Source organism: Streptomyces sp. NPDC051662 (genome assembly GCF_040681655.1).
Lineage (GTDB): Bacteria > Actinomycetota > Actinomycetes > Streptomycetales > Streptomycetaceae > Streptomyces.
The window spans coordinates 202,003-223,416 of sequence record NZ_JBFAZD010000011.1; the positions used below are offsets into that span (position 1 = coordinate 202,003).

Below are 21,414 nucleotides of genomic sequence, written 5' to 3' on the forward strand. Positions count from 1 at the left end.
TTCTTCGCTGATATCCGCTGATTCTTCGCCGCTTCCGGCGCTTCCGCCGCTTCCGCCGCCTTCTCGCCCTCGGCGACGCGTACGCGCGGATGCGTGTGTCATGAAAGCGCATTCACCCTAGGCGCCGTGCTGTCCGGGGAGCAAGGCGGCCCCTGGCCAGAGCCAGGATCCGGTCAAGAATGACAGGTAAACTTGCAAGCTTTTCTGTCTACCTCCTACGGTGGACGGATGCACGAGGAGTCCGAGCGACCCGGAGACCCGACCGCGGAGCAGGTCGCCGCCGATCTCACCGCCGTGGTCCGCAGGCTGATGCGACGGCTGCGCACGACCTCACCGGACAGCGGGCTCACGCCCTCCCAGCACTCGGTTCTGGCACGGCTGGTCGGCGAAGGGCCGTCGACCACGGCCGCGCTGGCCCGCGCCGAGTACGTACGTCCGCAGTCCCTGCGGCTGACCCTCGGGGCCCTGGAGGGTCAGGGCATGGTCGAGCGGACGCCCGACCCCGGCGACGGCCGGCAGTCCGTCGTCTCGGTCACGGAAACCGGCCGCCGCACGCTCGCCGCGGTCCGCGCGGCCAAGCAGGGCTGGCTCTCCGAGGCGATCGCGGGCGAACTGGACGGCGCGGAGCGCCGGACGCTGGCCGAGGCCGCGGCTCTGCTGGAGCGGCTGGTGGCGCGCGGTGAGTGACACGGAGGCACACGCGACGTACCAGCGGTCCAGGCGCTGAGCGCCCTCCGGCAACCGCCAACCCCCGACACCACCCCAGCCCCTCAGCCCCCAACCCTCAGCCCACCCCCCAACCCCCAACCCCCAACCCCCAACCCCCAACCCTCAGCCCCCGACACCCCGACCCCCCAACCCCCCTCCCGCACCGCGAGGAGCACCACCATGACCGTCACCACCATCGACCCCAAGACCGCCCTGGTCGTCATCGACCTCCAGAAGGGCATCGCCTCCCTGCCCACCGTCCCCCACCCGTCCTCCGACGTCGTCGCGCGCTCCGCCGAACTCGCCGCCGCCTTCCGTGCCAGGGGGCTGCCCGTCGTGTTCGTACGTGTCACCGGCGGCGCGCCCGGCCGTACCGAGGCTCCCGCGCGCGGCGAGCAGCCCCCCGCCGACTGGGCCGACCTCGTGCCCGAACTGGGCGTCCAGGAAAGCGACATCGTGGTCACCAAGCAGCAGTGGGGCGCCTTCCACGGCACCGATCTCGACCTCCAGCTGCGCCGCCGGGGCGTCACCCAGGTCGTGATGACGGGTATCGCCACCAGCATCGGTGTCGAGTCGACCGCCCGTGCCGCGCATGAGCACGGCTACCACGTCACCGTCGCCGTCGACGCGGTCGCCGACATGGACGAGGGCGCGCACCTCAACAGCGTCGAGAAGATCTTTCCGCGGCTCGGTGAGACCGGGACCACCGAGGCGATCGTGAAGCTCCTCGGCTGACGCGTGACGCGTCACAGACGGGAGGGGCCCGGAATCAAGGGCCCCTCCCGTCTCCGCTGTCCACCAGGTACAGGTACCACCAGTTACAGGTACCGCCAGGAACAGGTATCGCCAGTTACAGGTACCACCAGGTATCCACCCGGCTACCTCACTCGCCGCGCCGCCGGATCTTGTTGCCCAGCCACACCAACGGGTCGTACTTCCGGTCCACGGCCCGTTCCTTGAGCGGAATCAGCGCGTTGTCGGTGATCTTGATGTTCTCCGGGCACACTTCCGTACAGCATTTGGTGATGTTGCAGTAGCCCAGGCCGTGCTCGTCCTGGGCGGTCTTCTTCCGGTCGAGCCCCGATTCCCCGGCCGCGTCCAGCGGATGCATGTCCAGCTCGGCCACCCGCATCAGGAAGCGCGGCCCGGCGAAGGCGGTCTTGTTCTCCTCGTGATCGCGCACCACATGGCAGGTGTCCTGGCACAGGAAGCACTCGATGCACTTACGGAACTCCTGCGAGCGGTCCACATCCACCTGCTGCATCCGGTACTCACCGGCCGCCACCCCCGGCGGCGGTACGAACGACGGCACCTCCCGCGCCTTCGCGTAATTGAAGGAGACGTCCGTCACCAGATCCCGGATCACCGGGAAGGCCCGCAGCGGGGTGACCGTGATCGTCTCCTCGCGCGAGAAGACGGACATCCGGGTCATGCACATCAGCCGCGGCCGGCCATTGATCTCCGCGCTGCACGAACCGCACTTGCCCGCCTTGCAGTTCCAGCGCACCGCCAGATCCGCCGCCTGGGTCGCCTGGAGCCGGTGGATGATGTCGAGGACCACCTCCCCGTCGTTCACCTCGACGGCGAAGTCCGTCAGCTCACCGCCCTCGGCGTCGCCCCGCCAGACCCGGAACTTGGCCTCGTATGCCGACGACGCGCTCGCGCTCGTGCCTGTGCCCGCGCCCGTGCCCGTGCCCGCGCCCGTGCCCGTGCCCGCGCCCGTGCCCGTGCCCGCGCTCGTGCCCGTACCTGTGCTCGTGCTCGCACTCACTCGTGAAGCTCCTCTTCGGCGAGGTACTTGACCAGCTCTTCCTTCTCGAACAGGGCGAGCAGGTCGGGACGTATGGGCTCGGTCGTTCGGCGCGTGAGCGCGATACGGCCGGCCGCGGGATCGGTGGCCGCGCCCTCCTCCGTACCGGCGAGCCGGCAGTACAGATTCACCCGGCGCCAGTCGGAGTCCATGCCGGGCCAGTCCTCACGGGTGTGGCCGCCCCGGCTCTCGGTACGTTCCAGGGCCGCCCGTGCGACGCACTCGCTGACCAGCAGCATGTTCCGCAGATCGAGCGCGAGGTGCCAGCCGGGGTTGAACTGGCGGTGGCCCTCGACCCCGGCCCGGCCCGCCCGCTCGCGCAGCTCGGCCAGCTTCTCCAGCGCCTGCTCCATCTCCTGCTCCCGCCGGATGATGCCGACCAGGTCGTTCATCGTCTGCTGGAGCTCTTGATGGAGGGTGTACGGATTCTCCACGGGCCGGTCGGCCGAAGCCCCTGGACCGCCCCCGCCACCCACGCCACCTCGGTCACCCACACCACCTCGGTCACCCGCGCTGAACGGCCGCAGCGCCTCCTCCGCCGCCGCGTCGATCTGCCCCGCGTCCAGCGCCGGGCGTACGTCGAGCCCGGCCGCGTATGCCGCGGCGTGCAGCCCCGCCCGCCTGCCGAAGACCAGCAGGTCGGAGAGGGAATTCCCGCCGAGCCGGTTGGAACCGTGCATTCCGCCCGCGACCTCGCCCGCCGCGTACAGCCCGGCCACCCCGGGCGCGGCGGCGGTCTCCGAGTCGACGGCGATCCCGCCCATCACGTAGTGGCAGGTGGGGCCGACCTCCATGGCCTCCGCGGTGATGTCGACATCCGCCAGCTCCTTGAACTGGTGGTACATCGAAGGCAGCCGGCGCCGGACCACCTCGGCGGGCATCCGCGTCGAGACATCGAGGAAGACACCGCCGTGCGGAGAGCCGCGGCCCGCCTTGACCTCGGAGTTGATGGCGCGGGCCACCTCGTCGCGGGGGAGCAGCTCGGGGGGACGCCGGTTGTGGTCCGGGTCCTCGTACCAGCGGTCGCCCTCGTCCTCCGACTCCGCGTACTTCTCCTTGAAGACATCCGGGATGTAGTCGAACATGAACCGCTTGCCCTCGGAATTGCGCAGCACCCCGCCGTCGCCGCGTACCGATTCGGTGACCAGGATGCCCTTGACCGAGGGCGGCCAGACCATTCCGGTCGGGTGGAACTGTACGAACTCCATGTTGAGGAGGGGAGCACCCGCGAGCAGCGCCAGCGCGTGGCCGTCGCCGGTGTACTCCCAGGAGTTCGAGGTCACCTTGAAGGACTTGCCGATGCCGCCCGTGGCGAGCACGACGGACGGGGCCTCCAGCACGAAGAACCGGCCGGACTCCCGCTCGTAACAGAACGCCCCCGCGACCCGACCGCCGCCGCCCGAGCCGCCGCCGTCCTCTCCCGACCCGCCGTCCACGGCCCCCTCGGCCCCGCCGCCGTCCCCCTGGCCGCCGCCCTCCTTCAGGATCCGGGTGACCGTGCACTCCTGGTAGACCTTGAGCCGCGCCTCGTAGTCCCCGTACTCGCGGAAGTCCTCCTGCTGCAACGCGACGATCTTCTGCTGGAGCGTACGAATGAGCTCCAGACCCGTACGGTCGCCGACATGGGCGAGACGCGGGTACTCATGTCCGCCGAAGTTGCGCTGGGAGATCTTTCCGTCGGGCGTACGGTCGAACAGCGCGCCCCAGGTCTCCAGCTCCCAGACGCGGTCCGGCGCCTCCTGGGCGTGCAGCTCCGCCATCCGCCACTGGTTGAGGAACTTGCCGCCGCGCAGGGTGTCGCGGAAGTGCACCCGCCAGTTGTCACCGGAGTTCACATTGCCCATGGAGGCGGCGATCCCGCCCTCGGCCATCACCGTATGGGCCTTGCCGAAGAGGGACTTGCAGATGACCGCGGTACGAGCGCCCCGCTCGCGCGCCTCGATGGCGGCGCGCAGACCCGCTCCTCCCGCACCCACCACCACGACGTCCCACTGCCGGCGTTCGAGTTGCGTCATATCGGATGGCTCTCCCTAAAAAGAGGCGCGAATCGTCAGAAGAGGCGGGACCGTCAGAAGCGGCGGGGCCGTCAGAAGAGGCGGGGGTCGTCGAAGGCTCCGGTGGCCAGCAGGTACACGTAGAAGTCGCAGAGGGCGACGCTGATCAGCGAGGCCCACGCGAGCTGCATATGGCGGTTGTTGAGCTTCCCGGCCCAGCCCCACAGCCGGTAGCGCACCGGATGCTTCGAGAAGTGCCGAAGCCGGCCGCCGATGATGTGCCGGCAGGAGTGGCAGGAGAGCGTGTACGCCCAAATCAGCACGGTATTGGCGAGGAAGATCAGCGAGCCGAGACCCATATGCCCCCAGGCGTACTCCGCGTCCCGGAAGGTGAGCACCGCGTCGTACGTGAGGATGCCGGCGACCGGCACGGCCGCGTAGAAGAAGTACCGGTGGATGTTCTGCAGGATCAGCGGGAAGCGGGTCTCACCTGTGTACTTCGCGTGGGGCTCGGCGACGGCGCAGGCGGGCGGCGAGGCCCAGAAGCCGCGGTAGTACGCCTTACGGTAGTAGTAGCAGGTCAGCCGGAAACCCAGCGGGAAGATCAGGATCAGCAGCGCGGGGGACAGGCCCCACCAACTGCCGAAGATCTCCCAGTTGGGGCCGTTCCGCATGGGCGCGCAGTTCTCCGCCAGACAGGGCGAGTAGAACGGTGAGACATACGGCGCCGCGTAGTAGTCGCTGTTCGCGAACGCCCGCCAGGTCGAGTACACGATGAAGGCGAACAGCCCGGCGGCGGTCATGGCGGGCGCCAGCCACCAGCGGTCCGTCCGCAGATGGCGGGGCGCGATGGCGGCGCGCGACGCGCTGTGCACGCCCGTACCGCCGGATGCGCCGGTACTGCCGGATGGGCCCGTACTGCCGGATGGGCCCGTACTGACGGCGGGGGGTTCTGTACCGGTGGCCAACGAGGACTCCTGACGTCTGGGTCGCTAGGGAGCTCGCCGGTCGCGTACGCCCAGGCCCTCGTCGTCCGAGTCCGTCCACAGCGCGCTGTTGTACGGGGTGTCGGGGATGGTCACCAGGTCGTCGACGCGGCCGGCCGGCTGGGGTCGGGACTCGTTCTCACGCTGGAGCGCGAGATTCCGCTCCAGCCGTCCGACCGTGCGGACCAGGTCGTCCAGGCAGCGCTTGACTGCCGCCACATCGTCTTGCAGGGACATGAGTTGCCCTCACTTCCACGGTCTCGGGTGGCATGCGGGAATCGCGAGGGTCACCCCTCGGACGGCTCTCTGTGTGCGCCTGAGCGTGTTCCGTGCGCCTGAGAGTGTTCCGTGTCACATCCCCGGTTGGGAAGTCGTAGGTCACTAGTTTTCTGGCGAGCCGGTCCGTCCCGGGTGCGCTTTGAGCCAAGCGCCGGGCCCGGGCGCGTTGGGCCGCATGGGTGGGTTTGTTCGCACGTCACGCCGTGTCTGCGCCGCCGCTGACTCGCGGTCCCCTTCAGTGAGTGGGCAAATAGGTGTGATCATCTCTAAATTCCACAAACAGGACGAAGAGGTACAAGCCATGTCCCACGTCGGCGCCCCACGCGGGAGGACATGCTCCCGAACGCTCCGCTCCCGAACACTCCGCTCCGTCGCGCTTCTCACCACCGGTGTACTCGCCCTGGGGGCCCTGTCCGCGTGCACCTCGGAGGAGGAGGGAAGCGAGCCCTCGGCCGCCGCCGCCCCGGACATCGCGGCCGTGAAACGTGACGGCGTCGCCCAGGGCGGCACCATGCGCTGGGCGGTCGACACCATGCCCGCGACACTCAACAGCTACCAGGCCGACGCGGACGCGGCCACGAGCCGGATCGCCGGTGCCGTACTGCCCGCCCTCTTCACACTCGACAAAAGCGGCCGGCCCCAGCGCAACCCCGACTATCTGGAATCCGCCAAGATCGTCGAACGCGAGCCCAAGCAGGTCGTGCTCTACAAGCTCAACCAGCAGGCGGTCTGGAGCAACGGCCGGGAGATCGGGGCGCCGGACTTCGTGGCGCAGTGGCGTGCGCTGCGCGGCAAGGACTCCGCGTACTGGACGGCACGCAACGCCGGGTACGAGCGGATCGAGAAGATCGAGCGCGGCGCCAACAACCTTGAGGTCAGGGTCACCTTCAACAAGCCCTACGCCGACTGGGAATCGCTGTTCAGCCCGCTCTATCCCAAGGACGTGATGGGGAAGCCCAACGCGTTCAACGACGGTGCCAGGAAGAACCTGAAGGTGACGGCCGGCCCCTTCACCGTCAAGAAGGTGGACGGCAAGGCCAAGGAGACCACGCTCGCCCGTAACCCTCACTGGTGGGGAGAGCCCGCCAAGCTCGACCAGCTGGTCATGCGCACGGTGCCCAGGGGCGAGAGCGCGGCGGCGCTCGCCGCCCGCAAGGTCGACATCGTCGAGATCGACAGCGGCGTCGTCAAGCGCATGGCCCTGGCGGAGAAGGACGCGGAGAAGGAAGCCGAGAAGGGCGCCGAGAAGGAAGCCGAGAAGGGCGCGGGGAAGGACGCCGAGTCCGGCGGCGGGCAGCCGCTCACCCACGGTCCGGGCGTCGCCATCACCCCGGGCTCCGCGCTTCGGTCCTGGGCGCTGGCCAACGGCTCCGACGAGGAGGCGGCCGAGGCGGCGGTGGAGGCGCGCAAGCGGAAGGCCGAGTCCATCGTGCGGTACGCGCGGGAGCAGAAGGGACTGCTCGGCTGGGAGGTCCGGAAGTCGCTGGAGCCCGCGTTCACGCAGCTCGCGCTGAACGGCGAGTCGGGACCGCTCGCGGATGAGCGGGTACGGCGGGCGGTGGCCCGTGCGATCAACCGCCAGGAACTGGCCGACACGGTGCTCAAGCCGCTCGGACTGCCCGCGAAGCCGCCCGGCAGCCATCTGGCGCTGATGGGCCAAAAGGCGTACTCGGACGCCAGCGAGGCGCTCGGCAAGCAGGACACCCTTGAGGCACAGGCGCTGCTGGCCGACGCCGGCTGGACGCCGGACGGGGCGAAGAAGAAGGTCGCCGCCGCCAAGGCAGGCAGCAAGGCCCAGAAGAAGAGGACCGAGGAGGGCGAGGAGGGCGACGAGGAGCTGACCGAGGAGGAGGCCGAGGCGGCGGCCCAGGCGAAGCGGCCCGACGCCAAGACCGAAGAGGCCGAGAAGAAGAGGGCCGAGGAGCAGAAGCGGAAGTACGAGGAGAAGGTCGCCGCCGAGGAGAAGAAGAAGGGCGACAAGGACGACGACAAGGACGACAACAAGGACGCGGCCAAGAAGAAGGGCGACGAGCACGACGACAAGTACGCGGCCGACGTCCCCTCCGACGAGGGCCTGTACATCGTCGGTGACGACAAGCCCGGCAAGACGGCCCCCCGTCCCGAGTACGCCACACAGGTCCTCGCCCCCGCGTCCGTCGCCCGCCTCCAGGGCGCCGTGCTGCTCCGCCAGGCCGCCGCCGTGGACGACTCCGACAAGAAGCCGGGGGGTGTGGCGGGCGCCTACGCCCCGCGTGGCACGGCCGCCGCCTCCCCCTCCCCGTCCTCCTCCGTCCCGACCGTCCCGAGCGGCCCGCTCGGCAAGGACGGAAAGCCGCTCAGCCTGCGCTTCGTACTGCCCGCCGGCGCGGGCGCCGAGTCGCTGCGCGCCGTCGGCGAGCGGATCTCGCGGATGCTCGACCGCATCGGTGTGGGTACGGAGATCACCAAGGTCGCGGACGAGGAGTACTTCAAGGACCACGTCGCCTCGGGCCACTACGACCTGGCGCTCTACTCCTGGCCCGCCAGCGCCTTCCCGGCGACCGACGGCCGGCCGATCTACGCCAAGCCCGTGCCCGCCAGCGACGGTTCGCTGCTGGTGGAGCAGAACTACACCCGCGTCGGTACGGACCACATCGACCAGCTCTTCGCCAGCGCCGCCGCCGAGCTGAACGAGGGCAAGTCCCGCGATCTGGTCAGGCAGGCCGACGCCCGTATCTGGGCCGCGGCCGGATCCATCCCCCTCTACCAGCGTCCGCAGCTGGTCGCGGTGAAGCCGACGGTCGTGAACGCGGGAGCCTTCGGCTTCCAGACTCCTCGCTACCAGGACATCGGATTCAGAGAGGGCGGGGCCGGCGGCCCGGACTCGAAGAAGAAGAAGTAGCGAAGAACCGGCGACGAAAGCGGCAACGCAGGCGTACGTCGGGCGAAGATCGGGAGAAGAAAAACGGTTCTGTTTTCGAAACCGCAGGTCAGGGCGGTATCGGAAGCTCAGAACCCCATCAATTCGCTTGCCCGCCGGCCTCTCCGGCGGGCAAGCTCGTTTCTGTCCTGACCCGGGCAGCTCCACACCCTCCCGCACCTCCCCAGGTGCCGTCGCACAGCCTCAGCACCGCGCCCGTACGGCGTTGACACAGCGCCCGTACAGCGCCCGCACACCGTGATTTCGGCCTCTCCGATCGGGCTGGGAAGCCCGTGACGCCTCGGCCCCGTACCATGGGACTAGCCGTGGCGTGTCCGCCCGGCGGGCGTACGAGGAACAACAACGCCGCATCCCACGATCGAGAGAAGCGCCAGCCAGCATGCCCACGCGCCACGACATCCGTAACGTCGCCATCGTCGCCCACGTCGACCATGGCAAGACCACTCTGGTCGACGCCATGCTGAAGCAGGCCGGTGCTTTCGCCGCGCACGCCGCCGAGCACCTCGACGACCGGATGATGGACTCGAACGACCTGGAGCGTGAGAAGGGCATCACGATCCTGGCCAAGAACACGGCCGTGAAGTACCACCCGAAGACGGGTGGCGACCCCATCACGATCAACATCATCGACACCCCCGGCCACGCCGACTTCGGCGGCGAGGTCGAGCGCGGGCTGTCGATGGTCGACGCCGTCGTGCTCCTCGTCGACGCCTCGGAGGGCCCGCTTCCGCAGACCCGTTTCGTGCTCCGCAAGGCGCTCCAGGCGAAGATGCCGGTCATCCTCTGTATCAACAAGACGGACCGCCCTGACTCCCGGATCGCCGAGGTCGTCGACGAGACGTACGACCTCTTCCTGGACCTGGACGCGACCGAGGAGCAGATCGAGTTCCCGATCGTCTACGCCTGCGCGCGGGACGGCGTCGCCTCGCTGACCAAGCCGGAGGACGGTTCGGTCCCGGCCGACAGCGACAGCCTGGAGCCGTTCTTCAGCACGATCCTGTCGCACGTACCGGCACCGGAGTACGACGAGGAGGCACCGCTCCAGGCGCATGTCACCAACCTGGACGCCGACAACTTCCTCGGCCGTATCGCGCTGTGCCGCGTCGAGCAGGGTGAGCTGAAGAAGGGCCAGACCGTCACCTGGATCAAGCGTGACGGTACGAAGTCCAACGTCCGTATCACCGAGCTGCTGATGACCGAGGCGCTCACCCGCAAGGCGGCCGAGAAGGCCGGCCCCGGTGATATCTGTGCCATCGCCGGTATCCCGGACATCATGATCGGCGAGACCCTGGCCGACCCGGAGAACCCGATCGCGCTGCCGCTGATCACGGTCGACGAGCCCGCCATCTCGATGACCATCGGTACGAACACCTCGCCGCTGGTCGGCAAGGGCGGCAAGGGCCACAAGGTCACCGCCCGCCAGGTCAAGGACCGTCTCGACCGTGAACTGATCGGTAACGTCTCGCTCCGTGTCCTGGACACCGAGCGCCCCGACGCCTGGGAGGTCCAGGGCCGCGGCGAGCTGGCGCTGGCGATCCTCGTCGAGCAGATGCGCCGTGAGGGCTTCGAACTGACCGTCGGCAAGCCCGAGGTGGTCACCAAGCAGGTCGACGGCAAGACGCATGAGCCGATCGAGCGCATGACGATCGACTCCCCCGAGGAGCACCTCGGCGCCATCACGCAGCTGATGGCGACCCGCAAGGGCCGTATGGAGACGATGACCAACCACGGCTCGGGCTGGATCCGTATGGAGTGGATCGTTCCGTCTCGCGGACTCATCGGCTTCCGTACGGAGTTCCTGACCCAGACCCGCGGTACGGGCATCGCCCACTCGATCTTCGAGGGCCACGAGCCGTGGTTCGGCGAGCTGCGCACCCGTCACAACGGCTCGCTGGTGGCGGACCGTTCGGGCTCGGTGACGCCGTTCGCGATGGTCAACCTCCAGGAGCGCGGTGTCATCTTCACCGAGGCAGGCACCGAGGTCTACGAGGGCATGATCGTCGGTGAGAACTCACGCGCCGACGACATGGACGTGAACATCACCAAGGAGAAGAAGCTCACCAACATGCGCGCCGCCTCCGCGGACACCACGGAGAACGTGGTGCCGGCGCGGAAGCTCTCCCTGGAGCAGTCCCTGGAGTTCTGCCGCGACGACGAGTGCATCGAGGTCACGCCGGAGACCGTCCGGATCCGCAAGGTCGTCCTGGACCAGAAGCAGCGCGGCCGTACCGCCTCGCGCGCCAAGCACGCCTGACGCGACGGGGGCAGGCGTTACGGCGCCTGCCGCCCGGACGGTACGACGGCCCGGCCACCGCGATACGCGGCGGCCGGGCCGTCGCCCGTTCCGCCGCTCCGGAGCGAGACGATTTCGGATGACTTCGCAGCGGCTTGACGTCAAGTTCGTTTTTGCGGGCAGCGTCCGATTATCGGCCGGTGGTCACCGGATGGTGTGTTAACGGTCCGTTTCGCGGGTGTCTGCCTGGGATAACTTTGTCCGGATTTCGGGCGGACGAGGGGTGTCGATGTTGCCAAAACGAGACCCTTTAAGTGTGGTTTACGGCCCGGTCGTACTTAATAGTTGGCCATTGAGCTCGGGTCAATGGGTCATGCGCTGTGGGGGGCGTGGGCTTACGAGCACACTTCGGGGTGACTTGAAAACGCGCACTGTCAGGGGTGTCAGCGCGCGTAGACAGTGCCCTTCTTGGTTGTGACAAGTGGACTCATGAGGAGGACCCCATGCGTGGTGCCATCAGCACCAAATGGGTCGGGCGCGCGGTAGTGATCCCCACGGGGGACGAGCGATCGTGACAAGTCCAGTACAGACCGAGGGCGCCGAGGCGTCCACCGTCCCCGACGCCAAGGGTGGGTCGAAGGACGGGACCCAGGAGGCCAAGACACTGACCGGGCTCTCTCCCGGGCAGTTGATGTGGCGCCGCTTCAAGCGTGACCGTACCGGGGTCGTCGCCGCCGTCATCGTCATCTTCTTCTTCGTGATCGCGCTCCTCGCGCCGTTGATCAAGATGGTGTACGGCAAGGACGCGTACACCCTGTACGGCCAGGACAGTCTTGATCTGCTCGACGAGTTCAACATGCCGACCGGCACCTTCGGCGGCATTTCCGCCGATCACTGGTTCGGTATCGAGCCCAACCTCGGCCGCGATGTGTTCATGCAGCTGATCTACGGCATGCGCACCTCGATCTACACCGCCTTGGCGGCGACCATCCTGATGGTCGTCGTGGGTGTGCTGATCGGGCTCGTGGGTGGTTACTACGGCGGCAAGGTCGACTACTGGCTGGGCCGGCTGACGGACTTCCTGCTGGGTTTCCCCAGCCAGTTGTTCTTCATCGCCTCGATGCCGGTGGTCGTGGCCGCCTTCGTACGTCCGGACGAGGAGACCCCCACGGCTCTCCGCGCCGGAGCGATCATCGCGGTGCTCTCGTTCCTGGGCTGGATGGGGCTGTCCCGGTTGATCCGTGCCGCCACCCTCTCCCTGCGTGAACGGGAGTTCGTGGAGGCCGCCAAGATCGCGGGTGCTTCGCCCTGGCGCATCATCCGCAAGGAGCTGCTACCGAATCTGGTCACACCGATCCTGGTGCAGGCCACGCTGCTGCTTCCGTCCACCATCCTCTCGGTGGCCTTCCTCTCCTTCGTGGGTGTCGGCTTCGTCGAACCCACGCCTGACTGGGGCCGGATGTTCGCCACGGGGGCCGACATCTACGAGCAGGACCCCGCCTACATGGTCTTCCCGGGTGTCGCCATGGTCATTTTCGTCGTGGCGTTCAACCTCCTGGGCGACTCGGTCCGGGACGCCTTCGACCCGAAGTCCGGACGCTGACGTTCAGCTGAGGGGACAGCTGCCACCCGGGCGCCGGTCCGTGCCGGATGCGCCAGGCAGCACAGTTGGATCACTACTGACAGATAGGTACTCATCACCATGAGCATCTTTGGCACGCGCAAGACACGTGCTGTCATCGTCGCCCTGGCGGCCGGCTCGCTGGCGCTGACCGCCTGTGGCGGCAACGACAGCGGCGGCGGCAGCAAGGACAAGAGCAAGACGCAGGAGGACGCCGCCAAGCAGTCCGCGGCCGTCACCTACGGCGACGCCAAGGCATCCACCGGCCCGGCCGCCGCGGTCCCCGGTGCCAAGCCGGGCGGGACCATGACGGTCTTCCAGGAGGCCGACTTCTCCCACCTGGACCCGGCCCAGATCTACGTCAGTGACGGCAAGCTGCTCAGCCGTCTGCTCCAGCGCGGTCTGACGCAGTACCAGGAGGACGACGAGGGCAACCAGACCCTCGTCGGCGACCTGGCCACCGACTCCGGCAAGGCGAGCGACGGCGGCAAGACCTGGACCTTCACGCTCAAGGACGGGCTGAAGGACCAGAACGGTTCCGCGATCACCTCGGCCGACGTCCGCCACAGCATCGAGCGGATGTACGCCCCGTTCATCACGGACGGCCCGACCTACGTCCAGCAGTGGCTGTCCGGCACGGGCACCACGTACCGCAAGGCGCTGCCCGACGGTCCGTACAAGGGCAAGCACCTGCCCGACTCGGTCCTGGCGACCCCGGACGCCAAGACGGTCGTCTTCAAGTTCAAGGACGCCCAGCCCGACCTGCCGCAGGCGCTCGCGATGCCCGGCTACTCGGTGGTGCCCGAGAAGACGGACACCAAGGAGAAGTACGACACGGCCCCGGTCGCGACCGGCCCGTACAAGATCGCGGAGTTCAAGCCGGGCAAGTCGATGAAGCTCGTCAAGAACACGAACTGGGACCCGAAGACCGACTCGGTCCGGCTCCAGTACGTCGACGGCTTCAACATCGAGTACAACCACGACGACGACGACCAGACCAAGACCCTGCTGGCCGACCGCGGCGAGGCCAAGAACACCGTGATGTTCACGGGCCAGGTCTCCACCAACCAGGTGCGCAAGGTCGTCGAGGACCCCGAAGCGATGAAGCGCACGATCCAGGGCTACGCGCCCTACGTGTGGCAGCTGAACTTCAACCTGGACCGGATGAAGGACAAGAAGGTCCGGGACGCCATCACCTACGCCCTGCCGAGCGCGCAGATCTACAAGCTCGACGGTGGTGCGTACGGCGGTGAGACCGCGACCGGTCTGATGTCCCCGACCACCCCGGGTTACGAGAAGGGTTACGACCCCTTCGGCAAGCTGAAGAAGCCGAACGGTGACCTTGAGAAGGCCAAGTCGCTGATCAAGGAAGCCGGCGCCGAGGGCCAGAAGGTCGTCTACGCGTACGGCAACACCCCGGTCCGCCAGCAGCAGGCCGTTGTCATCGCCGACCGTCTGAAGGCCATCGGCCTTGAGGTCGTCAAGAAGGAGATCGACTCCGCCACCTGGTACGAGCAGGTCGGCAAGGTCAACAACGGTCTCGACCTCTACATGACCGGCTGGGGCCAGGACTGGCCGTCCGCCTCCACGGTCTTCCCGCCGCTGTACGACGGCACGCAGCTGCAGGACGGCTCGTCGATCTACTCGCACATCAACGACCCCAAGGTCAACGCCGAGATCGCCCGCATCCTGAAGATCACGGACCCGGCCGAGGCCCAGAAGGCGTGGACCGCGCTGCACCACGACATCGTGGAGCGCATCAACCCGGCGGCGCCGATCTACTTCACCAAGGTGTTCCAGATCTTCGGCTCCAACGTCGGTGGTCTCCGTTACTCGGCGGACTCCAGCTACGTCGACGTCACGCGTCTGTACCTGAAGAAGTAAGCACCGCGTAGGCAGGACCCGGAGGTGCGCACACGGCGGAGTGCGCACCTCCGGGCCGCCGATCCTCTCCTCTCGACCCCCTCCTCACAGCCGCCGTCCTGAGAGCAGCGACCAGCCATGCTTCAATTCCTCCTTCGCCGGACGTTCGGCGCAGTCCTGACCCTCTTTCTGATCAGTGCCGTCACGTTCTTCATGTTCTTCGCCATCCCGCAGGACCCGGCTCTGCTCGCGTGTGGAAAGAACTGCACTCCGGACGCGCTGGCGGTCATTCACCAGAACCTCGGCCTCGACAAGCCGGTGCCGGTGCAGTTCTGGAACTTCATGGTCGGTATCTTCGCCGGCCGGGACTTCGCGGTCGGGCACTGCGCGGCGCCCTGCTTCGGAATCTCCTTCAACAACCAGCAGCTGGTGTGGGACACCATCGTCGACCGGTTCCCCCTGACGCTCTCCCTCTCCATCGGCGGCCTCATCGTCTTCCTCATCGTCGGCCTGGGCGCCGGCATGATGGCCGCGTGGAAGAAGGGCACCGCCACCGACAAGGCGTTCAGCTCCGCCTCGCTGGTGCTCAGCTCCCTCCAGATCTACTTCCTCGGCCCGGTCGTGCTCGGACTCTTCGTCTACAGCACCGGATGGCTCGACAAGCCGAAGTGGGTCCCCATCACGGAGAGCCCGAGCGCCTGGTTCATGGGCCTGCTGATCCCCTGGTTCGTGATGTCGGTGATCTTCACCGCCAACTACACCCGTATGTCACGGTCGACCATGATCGAGCAGCTTCAGGAAGAACATGTCAGAGCGGCCCGTGCCAAGGGCATGACCAGCCGCTATGTCTTCTTCCGCTACGCGTGGCGCGGCTCGCTCATCCCCATCGTCACCATTCTCGGTATGGACCTCGGCGCGCTGTTCGGCGGTGCGATGGTCACGGAGATCACCTTCGGGCTGCCGGGTATCGGTCTGCTCGCCCGTGACTCGGTCCTCAACAAGGACCTGCCGCTGACCATGGGCGTGATGATCGTCAGCGCCGCCTTCATCCTTCTGTTCAACGTCATCGTGGACGCGATGTACGCCCTTATCGACCCGCGCGTGCGTCTGTCCTAGGAGAACGACCGTGACCACACTCACCAAGACCGAGGACGCCCCGGCCCCGACCGAGCCGGACGCGTTCCTGTCGGTGCGCGATCTGCGCGTCCACTTCTCCACCGAGGACGGCATCGTCAAGGCCGTGGACGGGCTCTCCTTCGACCTGGCCCGCGGCAAGACGCTCGGCATTGTCGGGGAGTCGGGCTCCGGCAAGTCCGTGACCAACCTGTCCATCCTGGGACTGCACAACCCGCAGTCCACCGAGATCACCGGTGAGATCCTGCTGGACGGCCAGGACCTCACGGATGTCTCGCCCAAGGAGCTCGAAAGGCTCCGCGGCAACAAGATGGCGATGATCTTCCAGGACGCGCTGACCGCCCTGTCGCCGTACTACACCGTCGGCCGGCAGATCGCCGAACCGTTCATGAAGCACACCGGCGCCGGCAAGAAGGAGGCCCGCGCGCGGGCCATCGAGATGCTGGGCAAGGTCGGTATCCCCGACCCCAAGAACCGGGTCGACGACTACCCGCACCAGTTCTCCGGCGGTATGCGCCAGCGCGCCATGATCGCCATGTCGCTGGTGTGCAACCCGGAGCTGCTGATCGCCGACGAGCCGACCACGGCTCTGGACGTCACCGTCCAGGCGCAGATCCTCGACCTGCTCAAGGATCTCCAGCAGGAGTTCGGCTCCGCGATCATCCTGATCACCCATGACCTCGGCGTGGTCGCCAATGTCGCCGACGACCTGCTGGTGATGTACGCGGGCCGGGCCGTGGAGCGCGGCTCCGTCCGTGAGGTCCTCAAGCAGCCGGAGCACCCCTACACCTGGGGTCTGCTCGGCTCGATGCCGCGACTCTCCTCCGATGTGAGCGAGCCGCTGCGGCCCATCCCGGGCACTCCGCCCAGCCTGTTGAACCCGCCCACCGGCTGCGCGTTCAACCCGCGGTGCGACTACGTCGACCTGGTCGACGGTGGCCGCTGCACGCACGAGCGTCCGCTGCTGCCCGAGGGACGCGGCTCCGCGTGCCATCTGTCCGCGGACCGCAAGCAGCAGGTTTTCATCGAGAAGATTCAGCCCCGGCTGGGCTGATGTACCAGCGACTGGGGCTATGACCATGAGCGAGAAGAACACCAACACCACCATCGAGGACGCGGTTCCGGCGCAGCGCGACCCGTCGACCGAGCCCTTGCTCGAAGTGAAGGGCCTGACCAAGCACTTCCCGATCTTCGGCGGCTTCCCCATCAAACGGCGGGTCGGCGCGGTCCAGGCCGTCGACGGCGTGTCCCTGAGCGTCTACCCGGGCGAGAGCCTGGGCCTGGTCGGTGAGTCGGGCTGCGGCAAGTCGACCACGGGCCGGCTGCTGACCCGGCTGCTGGAGCCGACAGGCGGCACGATCACCTACAACGGCAAGGACATCACCCGCGCCAACCGCAAGCAGCTGGCGCCGATCCGGTCCGAGATCCAGATGATCTTCCAGGACCCGTACGCCTCGCTGAACCCGCGCCAGACCGTCGGCACGATCATCTCCAGCCCGATGGAGATCAACGGCATCAAGCCGGCCGGCGGCCGTGAGGCCCGGGTGCGTGAGCTGCTGGAGATCGTCGGTCTCAACCCGGAGCACTACAACCGCTTCCCGCACGAGTTCTCCGGCGGTCAGCGCCAGCGCATCGGCGTCGCCCGCGCGCTCGCGCTGGAGCCGAAGCTGATCGTGGCGGACGAGCCGGTCTCGGCCCTCGACGTCTCCATCCAGGCGCAGGTCGTCAACCTGCTCCAGGATCTCCAGCGCGATCTGGGGATCGCCTTCGTCTTCATCGCCCATGACCTGGCGATCGTGCGGCACTTCTCGGAGCGCGTCGCGGTGATGTACCTGGGCAAGGTGGTGGAGGTCGCGGACCGCGACTCGCTGTACAACCGCCCCCGCCACCCGTACACCCACGCGCTGCTCTCCGCGGTGCCCGAGGCGGACATCGACGTCGACAAGAAGGAGCGGATCCGGCTCGCCGGCGATGTTCCCTCGCCGATCATGCCGCCGTCCGGCTGCCGGTTCCGTACCCGCTGCTGGAAGGCGCAGGACAAGTGCGCCACCGAAGAACCGCCGCTGGTGCAGATCTCGGGCAGCGCGAACGGACATCTGACGGCCTGCCACTTCCCCGAGGAGCCGACGACCGGGCCGCGCGAGGAGGATGTCGTACTCGACCCGGCGCTGGTGGCCATCGAGAAGGAACTGAACGACTGAGCTGACGATCGGTCGTGAACGGGGCCCGCGCCCGAGGAATGCCTCGGACGCGGGCCTTCGTACGTGGCGTGACGTGTTGTCCGGGGCCCGTGTTACGCGGGTTCCGGCGGCCGGTGCGGTGATCCGGCTGATTCCGTCGTCGCCTCGATCCCGGCGCGGACGAACTCGCGCGCCAGCTCCCCGCGCCGGTGGAGCCACTCCTCGGTGCCCGGCCCTTCCGCGGTCCCGTACCGGCGTCGGTGGATGTCGTCGACGACCGCCGCGGGCGCGCCCTGGGCACGCAGCTCGTCCAGCGCCTCCCGCTTGGTGACCAGCCGGCCGTCGCGCAGTGTCACGGAGGCCCGCGCGAAGGTCAGCATGGCCGCGTCCACCCAGACATCGCGGAGCCAGAGTTCCGGTTTGGCGGTCACGGGCAGCCAGTAGTCGCGCAGATCGCGGCGGATGAAGTCCGTCAGCTCCGCGTCGCTCACCTCGGGCAACTCACCGGCGGGGGAGGGCCCCGTCAACACCAGTGCCCCGGTGGTCAGTTCACGTCGGCCCACCGGGCTCACGGGCCGCTCGAACCATTCGCCGAGCGCCCAGGTCGGATGCGACCGTCCGGCGTCCGCGGTGTCCTGCCTGGGCAGGTAGGTGCAGTGCAGCTTGTCGGCGAACGGCGCCTCGGCGAACAGCTGTTGATGGAGTACGCGCAGCCGCGCCCGCTGCGCGTCCGTCGGCTCGGCGCCGACGAGGGCCACGAGATCGAGATCGCTGCGGCCCGGCCGGAAGTCCCCGAAGGCCAGTGAACCGTGCGCCCACAGGGCGACGAGCGGCACGGCGGCGGAGACGTCCGCCGTGAATCGGTCCAGAAGTCGTGTCACCCCGGGCTCGGTCATGGGGCCACCCTCGCACGCGAAAGTCGTGCGTAACATCCGGCCGGCCGGGGGAAAAGCCGTTGCGCGACGGGTGCCCCCACCGGAAAGTAGCCCCCATGTCCCTTTTCATACGTCCCGCCACGCTCGACGACGCCCCCGCGATCTGTGAGCTGCTGAACGCCATCGACACCATCGAGATCGGGAGGCCCGAGACCGGTCTCAACGAGGTGGAGGCCGACCTCCGGCACCCCGAGGTCCGGCTCGCGCGGGACTCCTGGCTGGCGTACGAGAGCGACCGGCTCGTCGGGTACGGACTGCTCTGGGACGACTCGGGCGCCGAGCGCATCGATATGGATCACTATGTGCTGCCGGACCGGCCAGACGCCGCGGTGCGAATGTTCGAGCTGATGGAGGCCCGTGCCGCCGAGCGGGCCAGGGAGAACGGCGCCGACCGGGCCGTCGTCCATATGCAGCTCCATACCGAGCCCACCCTCGACACCGCGATCATCGAGAAGCGGGGCTGGGGGCGTGTGCGCCGGTATCAGGTGATGGTCCGTGAGGTGTCCCGGGAGACCACGCCCGTGCCCGTGGCGCCGCCTGGGGTGACCCTGCGGGACTGCCTCGAAGAAGCGGACCGCCGGCTGGCGTACGAGCTGTGCGAGCGGACCTTCGCCGACCACTTCGACCACCAGCCCCGTACCTACCAGCAGTGGCTGGACGACCGGGAGGGCGACCGGCTCGACTGGTCGCTGGTCCGGATCGCCACCGTCGAGGGGCTCGGTGACGCCGGAGTCCTCGTCAGCCGTAACGACCGGGTGTCCAAGGGCTGGATCAGCATGATCGGGGTGGTCAAGGAGGCCCGTGGCCGGGGGCTCGGCGGCTATCTGCTGCGTCACTCCTTCGCGTCCTTCGCCGGTCTTGGCCGCGACACCGTGGGGCTCGGGGTGGATACCCGGAATGCCACGGGCGCGCTGAAGCTCTACGAGGACAACGGCATGCGGGTGCACTTCGCCGTGGACACCTGGGAGGTCACTCTTCCGGTGTGACCCGGGCGAGTGGTTCCGATGGGACGTTCGCGTTCCGGGACCGCGCCTACAGCCGCCATCACGACACGACTCATCACTGTAGGGGGTGTATTCGGGGGCGAGTGGGAGGTGCGTCTGATGAGGGAGACACTTCATGCGAGGACCCGCACACACCGGACGGGTCGCCTGCGCGGTGGCTGTCGTCCTCACCGCGTCGGGCTGTGGCGGGGCGGCCGATGTCATCGGTGGTCCCAACGGTGTGGTGCGTTCCTCCTGGGGCGATCCGCAGAATCCGCTGGAGCCCGCGAACACCAATGAGGTGCAGGGCGGCAAGGTCCTCGACATGGTCTTCCGGGGGCTCAAGCGGTACAACCCGAAGACCGGCAAGGCCGAGAACGCCCTCGCCGAGAAGATCGACACAACGGACTCGACCCACTTCACCGTCGCCGTCAAGGACGGCTGGACCTTCAGCGACGGCGAGAAGGTCACCGCGAAGTCCTTCGTGGACGCCTGGAACTACGGCGCGTACCTCGACAACAACCAGAAGAACGCCTACTTCTTCCAGTACATCGACGGATACGACAAGGTCCACCCGGCCTCGGGGCAGCCGACCGCCCGGACTCTGTCGGGGCTGAAGGTCACCGGGCCCCGGACCTTCACCGTCAAGCTGTCGCAGCGCTTCTCCACCTGGCCGGACACCCTGGGGTACGCGGCGTTCGCCCCGCTGCCCAGGGCGTTCTACGACGACCACGCCGCCTGGCTCGCCAAGCCCGTCGGCAACGGCCCGTACACGGTGGAGAACTACACCAAGGGCTCCCAGATGTCCCTGCGCACCTGGAAGGGGTACCCGGGCGCCGACCGGCCGCGCAATGGCGGTGTGGATCTCGTGGTCTACACCGACAGCAACACCGCCTACACCGATCTGGTCGCGGGAAACCTCGATCTGGTCGACGACGTCCCCGCCTCACAGCTCAAGAACGTGCGCTCCGACCTCAGCGGCCGGTACATCAACAGCCCGGCCGGCATCATCCAGACCCTCGCCTTCCCCTACTACGACAAGGAGTGGAACACCGCGGGGGCCGCCAAGGTACGCACCGGGCTGTCCATGGCGATCAACCGCCAACAGATCACCGAGATGATCTTCCGTAGGACCCGCACCCCGGCGACCGACTGGACCTCCCCGGTCCTCGGCGCGGACGGCGGCTATCTGGCCGGGCTCTGCGGCAGGGCCTGCGAGTACGACGCCCCCGCGGCGAAGAAGCTGATCAAGCAGGGCGGCGGCATCCCGCACGGCCGGCTGACGATCACGTACAACGCCGACACGGGCTCCCACAAGGAGTGGGTCGACGCGGTCTGCAACAGCATCAACAACGCGCTGGGCAACGACAAGGCGTGTGTCGGCAGTCCGGTCGGCACCTTCGCCGACTTCCGCAACCGGATCGGCGGCCGGAAGCTGCGGGGGCCGTTCCGGGCGGGCTGGCAGATGGACTACCCGCTGATCCAGAACTTCCTCCAGCCGCTCTACTACACCAACGCCTCGTCCAACGACGGCAAGTGGAGCGATCCCCGGTTCGACCGGCTCATCAACGAGGCCAACGCCGACCCGGACACGAAGTCGGCCATCCGCACGTTCCAGCGGGCCGAGGGCGTCGTACGGGACCGGATGGCGGCCATCCCGCTCTGGTACCAGAACGGCAGCGCCGGCTACTCGGACCGTGTCTCCCATGTCGAACTGAACCCCTTCAGCGTCCCGGTCTACAACGAGATCAGGGTCAGCTGACGCCCG

General features: G+C 68.0%; 16 protein-coding genes. 11 read left to right on the forward strand and 5 right to left on the reverse strand.

The genetic code is table 11. The annotated features are described in order from the left end of the window. Nucleotides 1-228: 228 nt before the first annotated feature. Both AB0M67_RS20470 and AB0M67_RS20475 read left to right on the forward strand, forming a co-directional pair. On the forward strand, nt 229-687 hold the full coding sequence (locus tag AB0M67_RS20470) for a MarR family transcriptional regulator (protein ID WP_365747309.1): 459 nt from the start codon (nt 229-231) through the stop codon (nt 685-687). A gap of 201 nt (nt 688-888) precedes the next feature. After that, the gene (locus AB0M67_RS20475; RefSeq protein ID WP_365747311.1) at nt 889-1,443 is read left to right on the forward strand and encodes an isochorismatase family protein; all 555 of its coding nucleotides are present in this window, start codon (nt 889-891) and stop codon (nt 1,441-1,443) included. A 148-nt stretch (nt 1,444-1,591) separates the two neighbouring features. Here the strand turns inward: AB0M67_RS20475 and AB0M67_RS20480 are convergent, their stop codons facing one another. The 4 genes from AB0M67_RS20480 to AB0M67_RS20495 form a co-directional block, all read right to left on the reverse strand. Beyond that, nucleotides 1,592-2,479: a succinate dehydrogenase/fumarate reductase iron-sulfur subunit gene (locus AB0M67_RS20480; protein ID WP_365747313.1), complete on the reverse strand. Its 888-nt coding sequence runs from the start codon at nt 2,477-2,479 to the stop codon at nt 1,592-1,594. Next, nucleotides 2,476-4,533, reverse strand: coding sequence for a fumarate reductase/succinate dehydrogenase flavoprotein subunit (locus tag AB0M67_RS20485; RefSeq protein ID WP_365747315.1), 2,058 nt, complete (start codon nt 4,531-4,533; stop codon nt 2,476-2,478). Before AB0M67_RS20485 ends, AB0M67_RS20480 begins: the two co-directional genes overlap by 4 nt. A gap of 71 nt (nt 4,534-4,604) precedes the next feature. Further along, nucleotides 4,605-5,387: a hypothetical protein gene (locus AB0M67_RS20490; protein ID WP_365747317.1), complete on the reverse strand. Its 783-nt coding sequence runs from the start codon at nt 5,385-5,387 to the stop codon at nt 4,605-4,607. A gap of 117 nt (nt 5,388-5,504) precedes the next feature. Further along, a complete protein-coding gene (locus AB0M67_RS20495) occupies nt 5,505-5,735 on the reverse strand; it encodes a hypothetical protein (RefSeq protein ID WP_365747319.1) in 231 nt (76 codons plus the stop codon). Nucleotides 5,736-6,078: 343 nt separating this feature from the next. On the opposite strand from AB0M67_RS20495, the gene AB0M67_RS20500 reads away from it, so the two are divergent. From AB0M67_RS20500 to AB0M67_RS20530, 7 genes are all read left to right on the forward strand, one after another. Beyond that, nucleotides 6,079-8,658 carry an ABC transporter family substrate-binding protein gene (locus AB0M67_RS20500; RefSeq protein ID WP_365747320.1) on the forward strand — a complete coding sequence of 860 codons (2,580 nt, stop codon included), beginning with the start codon at nt 6,079-6,081 and terminating at the stop codon, nt 8,656-8,658. Between the two features lie 418 nt (nt 8,659-9,076). Then, entirely contained in the window at nt 9,077-10,951 is a 1,875-nt protein-coding gene (gene typA, locus AB0M67_RS20505; protein WP_365747322.1) for a translational GTPase TypA, read from the forward strand. Nucleotides 10,952-11,501: 550 nt separating this feature from the next. Beyond that, on the forward strand, nt 11,502-12,533 hold the full coding sequence (locus AB0M67_RS20510) for an ABC transporter permease (protein WP_365747324.1): 1,032 nt from the start codon (nt 11,502-11,504) through the stop codon (nt 12,531-12,533). Between the two features lie 99 nt (nt 12,534-12,632). Further along, nucleotides 12,633-14,435, forward strand: coding sequence for an ABC transporter substrate-binding protein (locus tag AB0M67_RS20515; protein ID WP_365747326.1), 1,803 nt, complete (start codon nt 12,633-12,635; stop codon nt 14,433-14,435). A 117-nt stretch (nt 14,436-14,552) separates the two neighbouring features. Further along, the gene (locus AB0M67_RS20520) at nt 14,553-15,530 is read left to right on the forward strand and encodes an ABC transporter permease (RefSeq protein WP_365747328.1); all 978 of its coding nucleotides are present in this window, start codon (nt 14,553-14,555) and stop codon (nt 15,528-15,530) included. Nucleotides 15,531-15,540: 10 nt separating this feature from the next. Continuing rightward, entirely contained in the window at nt 15,541-16,602 is a 1,062-nt protein-coding gene (locus AB0M67_RS20525) for an ABC transporter ATP-binding protein (protein ID WP_365747330.1), read from the forward strand. A gap of 25 nt (nt 16,603-16,627) precedes the next feature. After that, nucleotides 16,628-17,749 carry a dipeptide ABC transporter ATP-binding protein gene (locus AB0M67_RS20530; RefSeq protein ID WP_365747332.1) on the forward strand — a complete coding sequence of 374 codons (1,122 nt, stop codon included), beginning with the start codon at nt 16,628-16,630 and terminating at the stop codon, nt 17,747-17,749. Between the two features lie 92 nt (nt 17,750-17,841). Here the strand turns inward: AB0M67_RS20530 and AB0M67_RS20535 are convergent, their stop codons facing one another. Beyond that, nucleotides 17,842-18,624 (reverse strand): hypothetical protein, encoded by a 783-nt coding sequence (locus tag AB0M67_RS20535; protein ID WP_365747334.1) that lies wholly within the window; start codon nt 18,622-18,624, stop codon nt 17,842-17,844. 95 nt (nt 18,625-18,719) lie between these two features. Here AB0M67_RS20535 and AB0M67_RS20540 point away from each other — a divergent pair, with 95 nt between their 5' ends. Both AB0M67_RS20540 and AB0M67_RS20545 read left to right on the forward strand, forming a co-directional pair. Further along, nucleotides 18,720-19,649 carry a GNAT family N-acetyltransferase gene (locus AB0M67_RS20540; RefSeq protein WP_365747336.1) on the forward strand — a complete coding sequence of 310 codons (930 nt, stop codon included), beginning with the start codon at nt 18,720-18,722 and terminating at the stop codon, nt 19,647-19,649. 133 nt (nt 19,650-19,782) lie between these two features. Further along, nucleotides 19,783-21,408: an ABC transporter substrate-binding protein gene (locus AB0M67_RS20545; RefSeq protein WP_365747338.1), complete on the forward strand. Its 1,626-nt coding sequence runs from the start codon at nt 19,783-19,785 to the stop codon at nt 21,406-21,408. The last annotated feature ends 6 nt before the right edge of the window (nt 21,409-21,414 follow it).

Bases quoted from the DNA above. Each gene is read 5' to 3' on its own strand.
- AB0M67_RS20545 (WP_365747338.1), top strand. From the start codon at position 19,783: ATGCGAGGACCCGCACACACCGGACGGGTCGCCTGCGCGGTGGCTGTC.
- AB0M67_RS20520 (WP_365747328.1), top strand. From the start codon at position 14,553: ATGCTTCAATTCCTCCTTCGCCGGACGTTCGGCGCAGTCCTGACCCTC.
- AB0M67_RS20470 (WP_365747309.1), top strand. From the start codon at position 229: ATGCACGAGGAGTCCGAGCGACCCGGAGACCCGACCGCGGAGCAGGTC.
- AB0M67_RS20485 (WP_365747315.1), bottom strand. From the start codon at position 4,533: ATGACGCAACTCGAACGCCGGCAGTGGGACGTCGTGGTGGTGGGTGCG.
- typA (WP_365747322.1), top strand. From the start codon at position 9,077: ATGCCCACGCGCCACGACATCCGTAACGTCGCCATCGTCGCCCACGTC.
- AB0M67_RS20475 (WP_365747311.1), top strand. From the start codon at position 889: ATGACCGTCACCACCATCGACCCCAAGACCGCCCTGGTCGTCATCGAC.
- AB0M67_RS20500 (WP_365747320.1), top strand. From the start codon at position 6,079: ATGTCCCACGTCGGCGCCCCACGCGGGAGGACATGCTCCCGAACGCTC.
- AB0M67_RS20535 (WP_365747334.1), bottom strand. From the start codon at position 18,624: ATGACCGAGCCCGGGGTGACACGACTTCTGGACCGATTCACGGCGGAC.
- AB0M67_RS20540 (WP_365747336.1), top strand. From the start codon at position 18,720: ATGTCCCTTTTCATACGTCCCGCCACGCTCGACGACGCCCCCGCGATC.
- AB0M67_RS20530 (WP_365747332.1), top strand. From the start codon at position 16,628: ATGAGCGAGAAGAACACCAACACCACCATCGAGGACGCGGTTCCGGCG.
- AB0M67_RS20495 (WP_365747319.1), bottom strand. From the start codon at position 5,735: ATGTCCCTGCAAGACGATGTGGCGGCAGTCAAGCGCTGCCTGGACGAC.
- AB0M67_RS20515 (WP_365747326.1), top strand. From the start codon at position 12,633: ATGAGCATCTTTGGCACGCGCAAGACACGTGCTGTCATCGTCGCCCTG.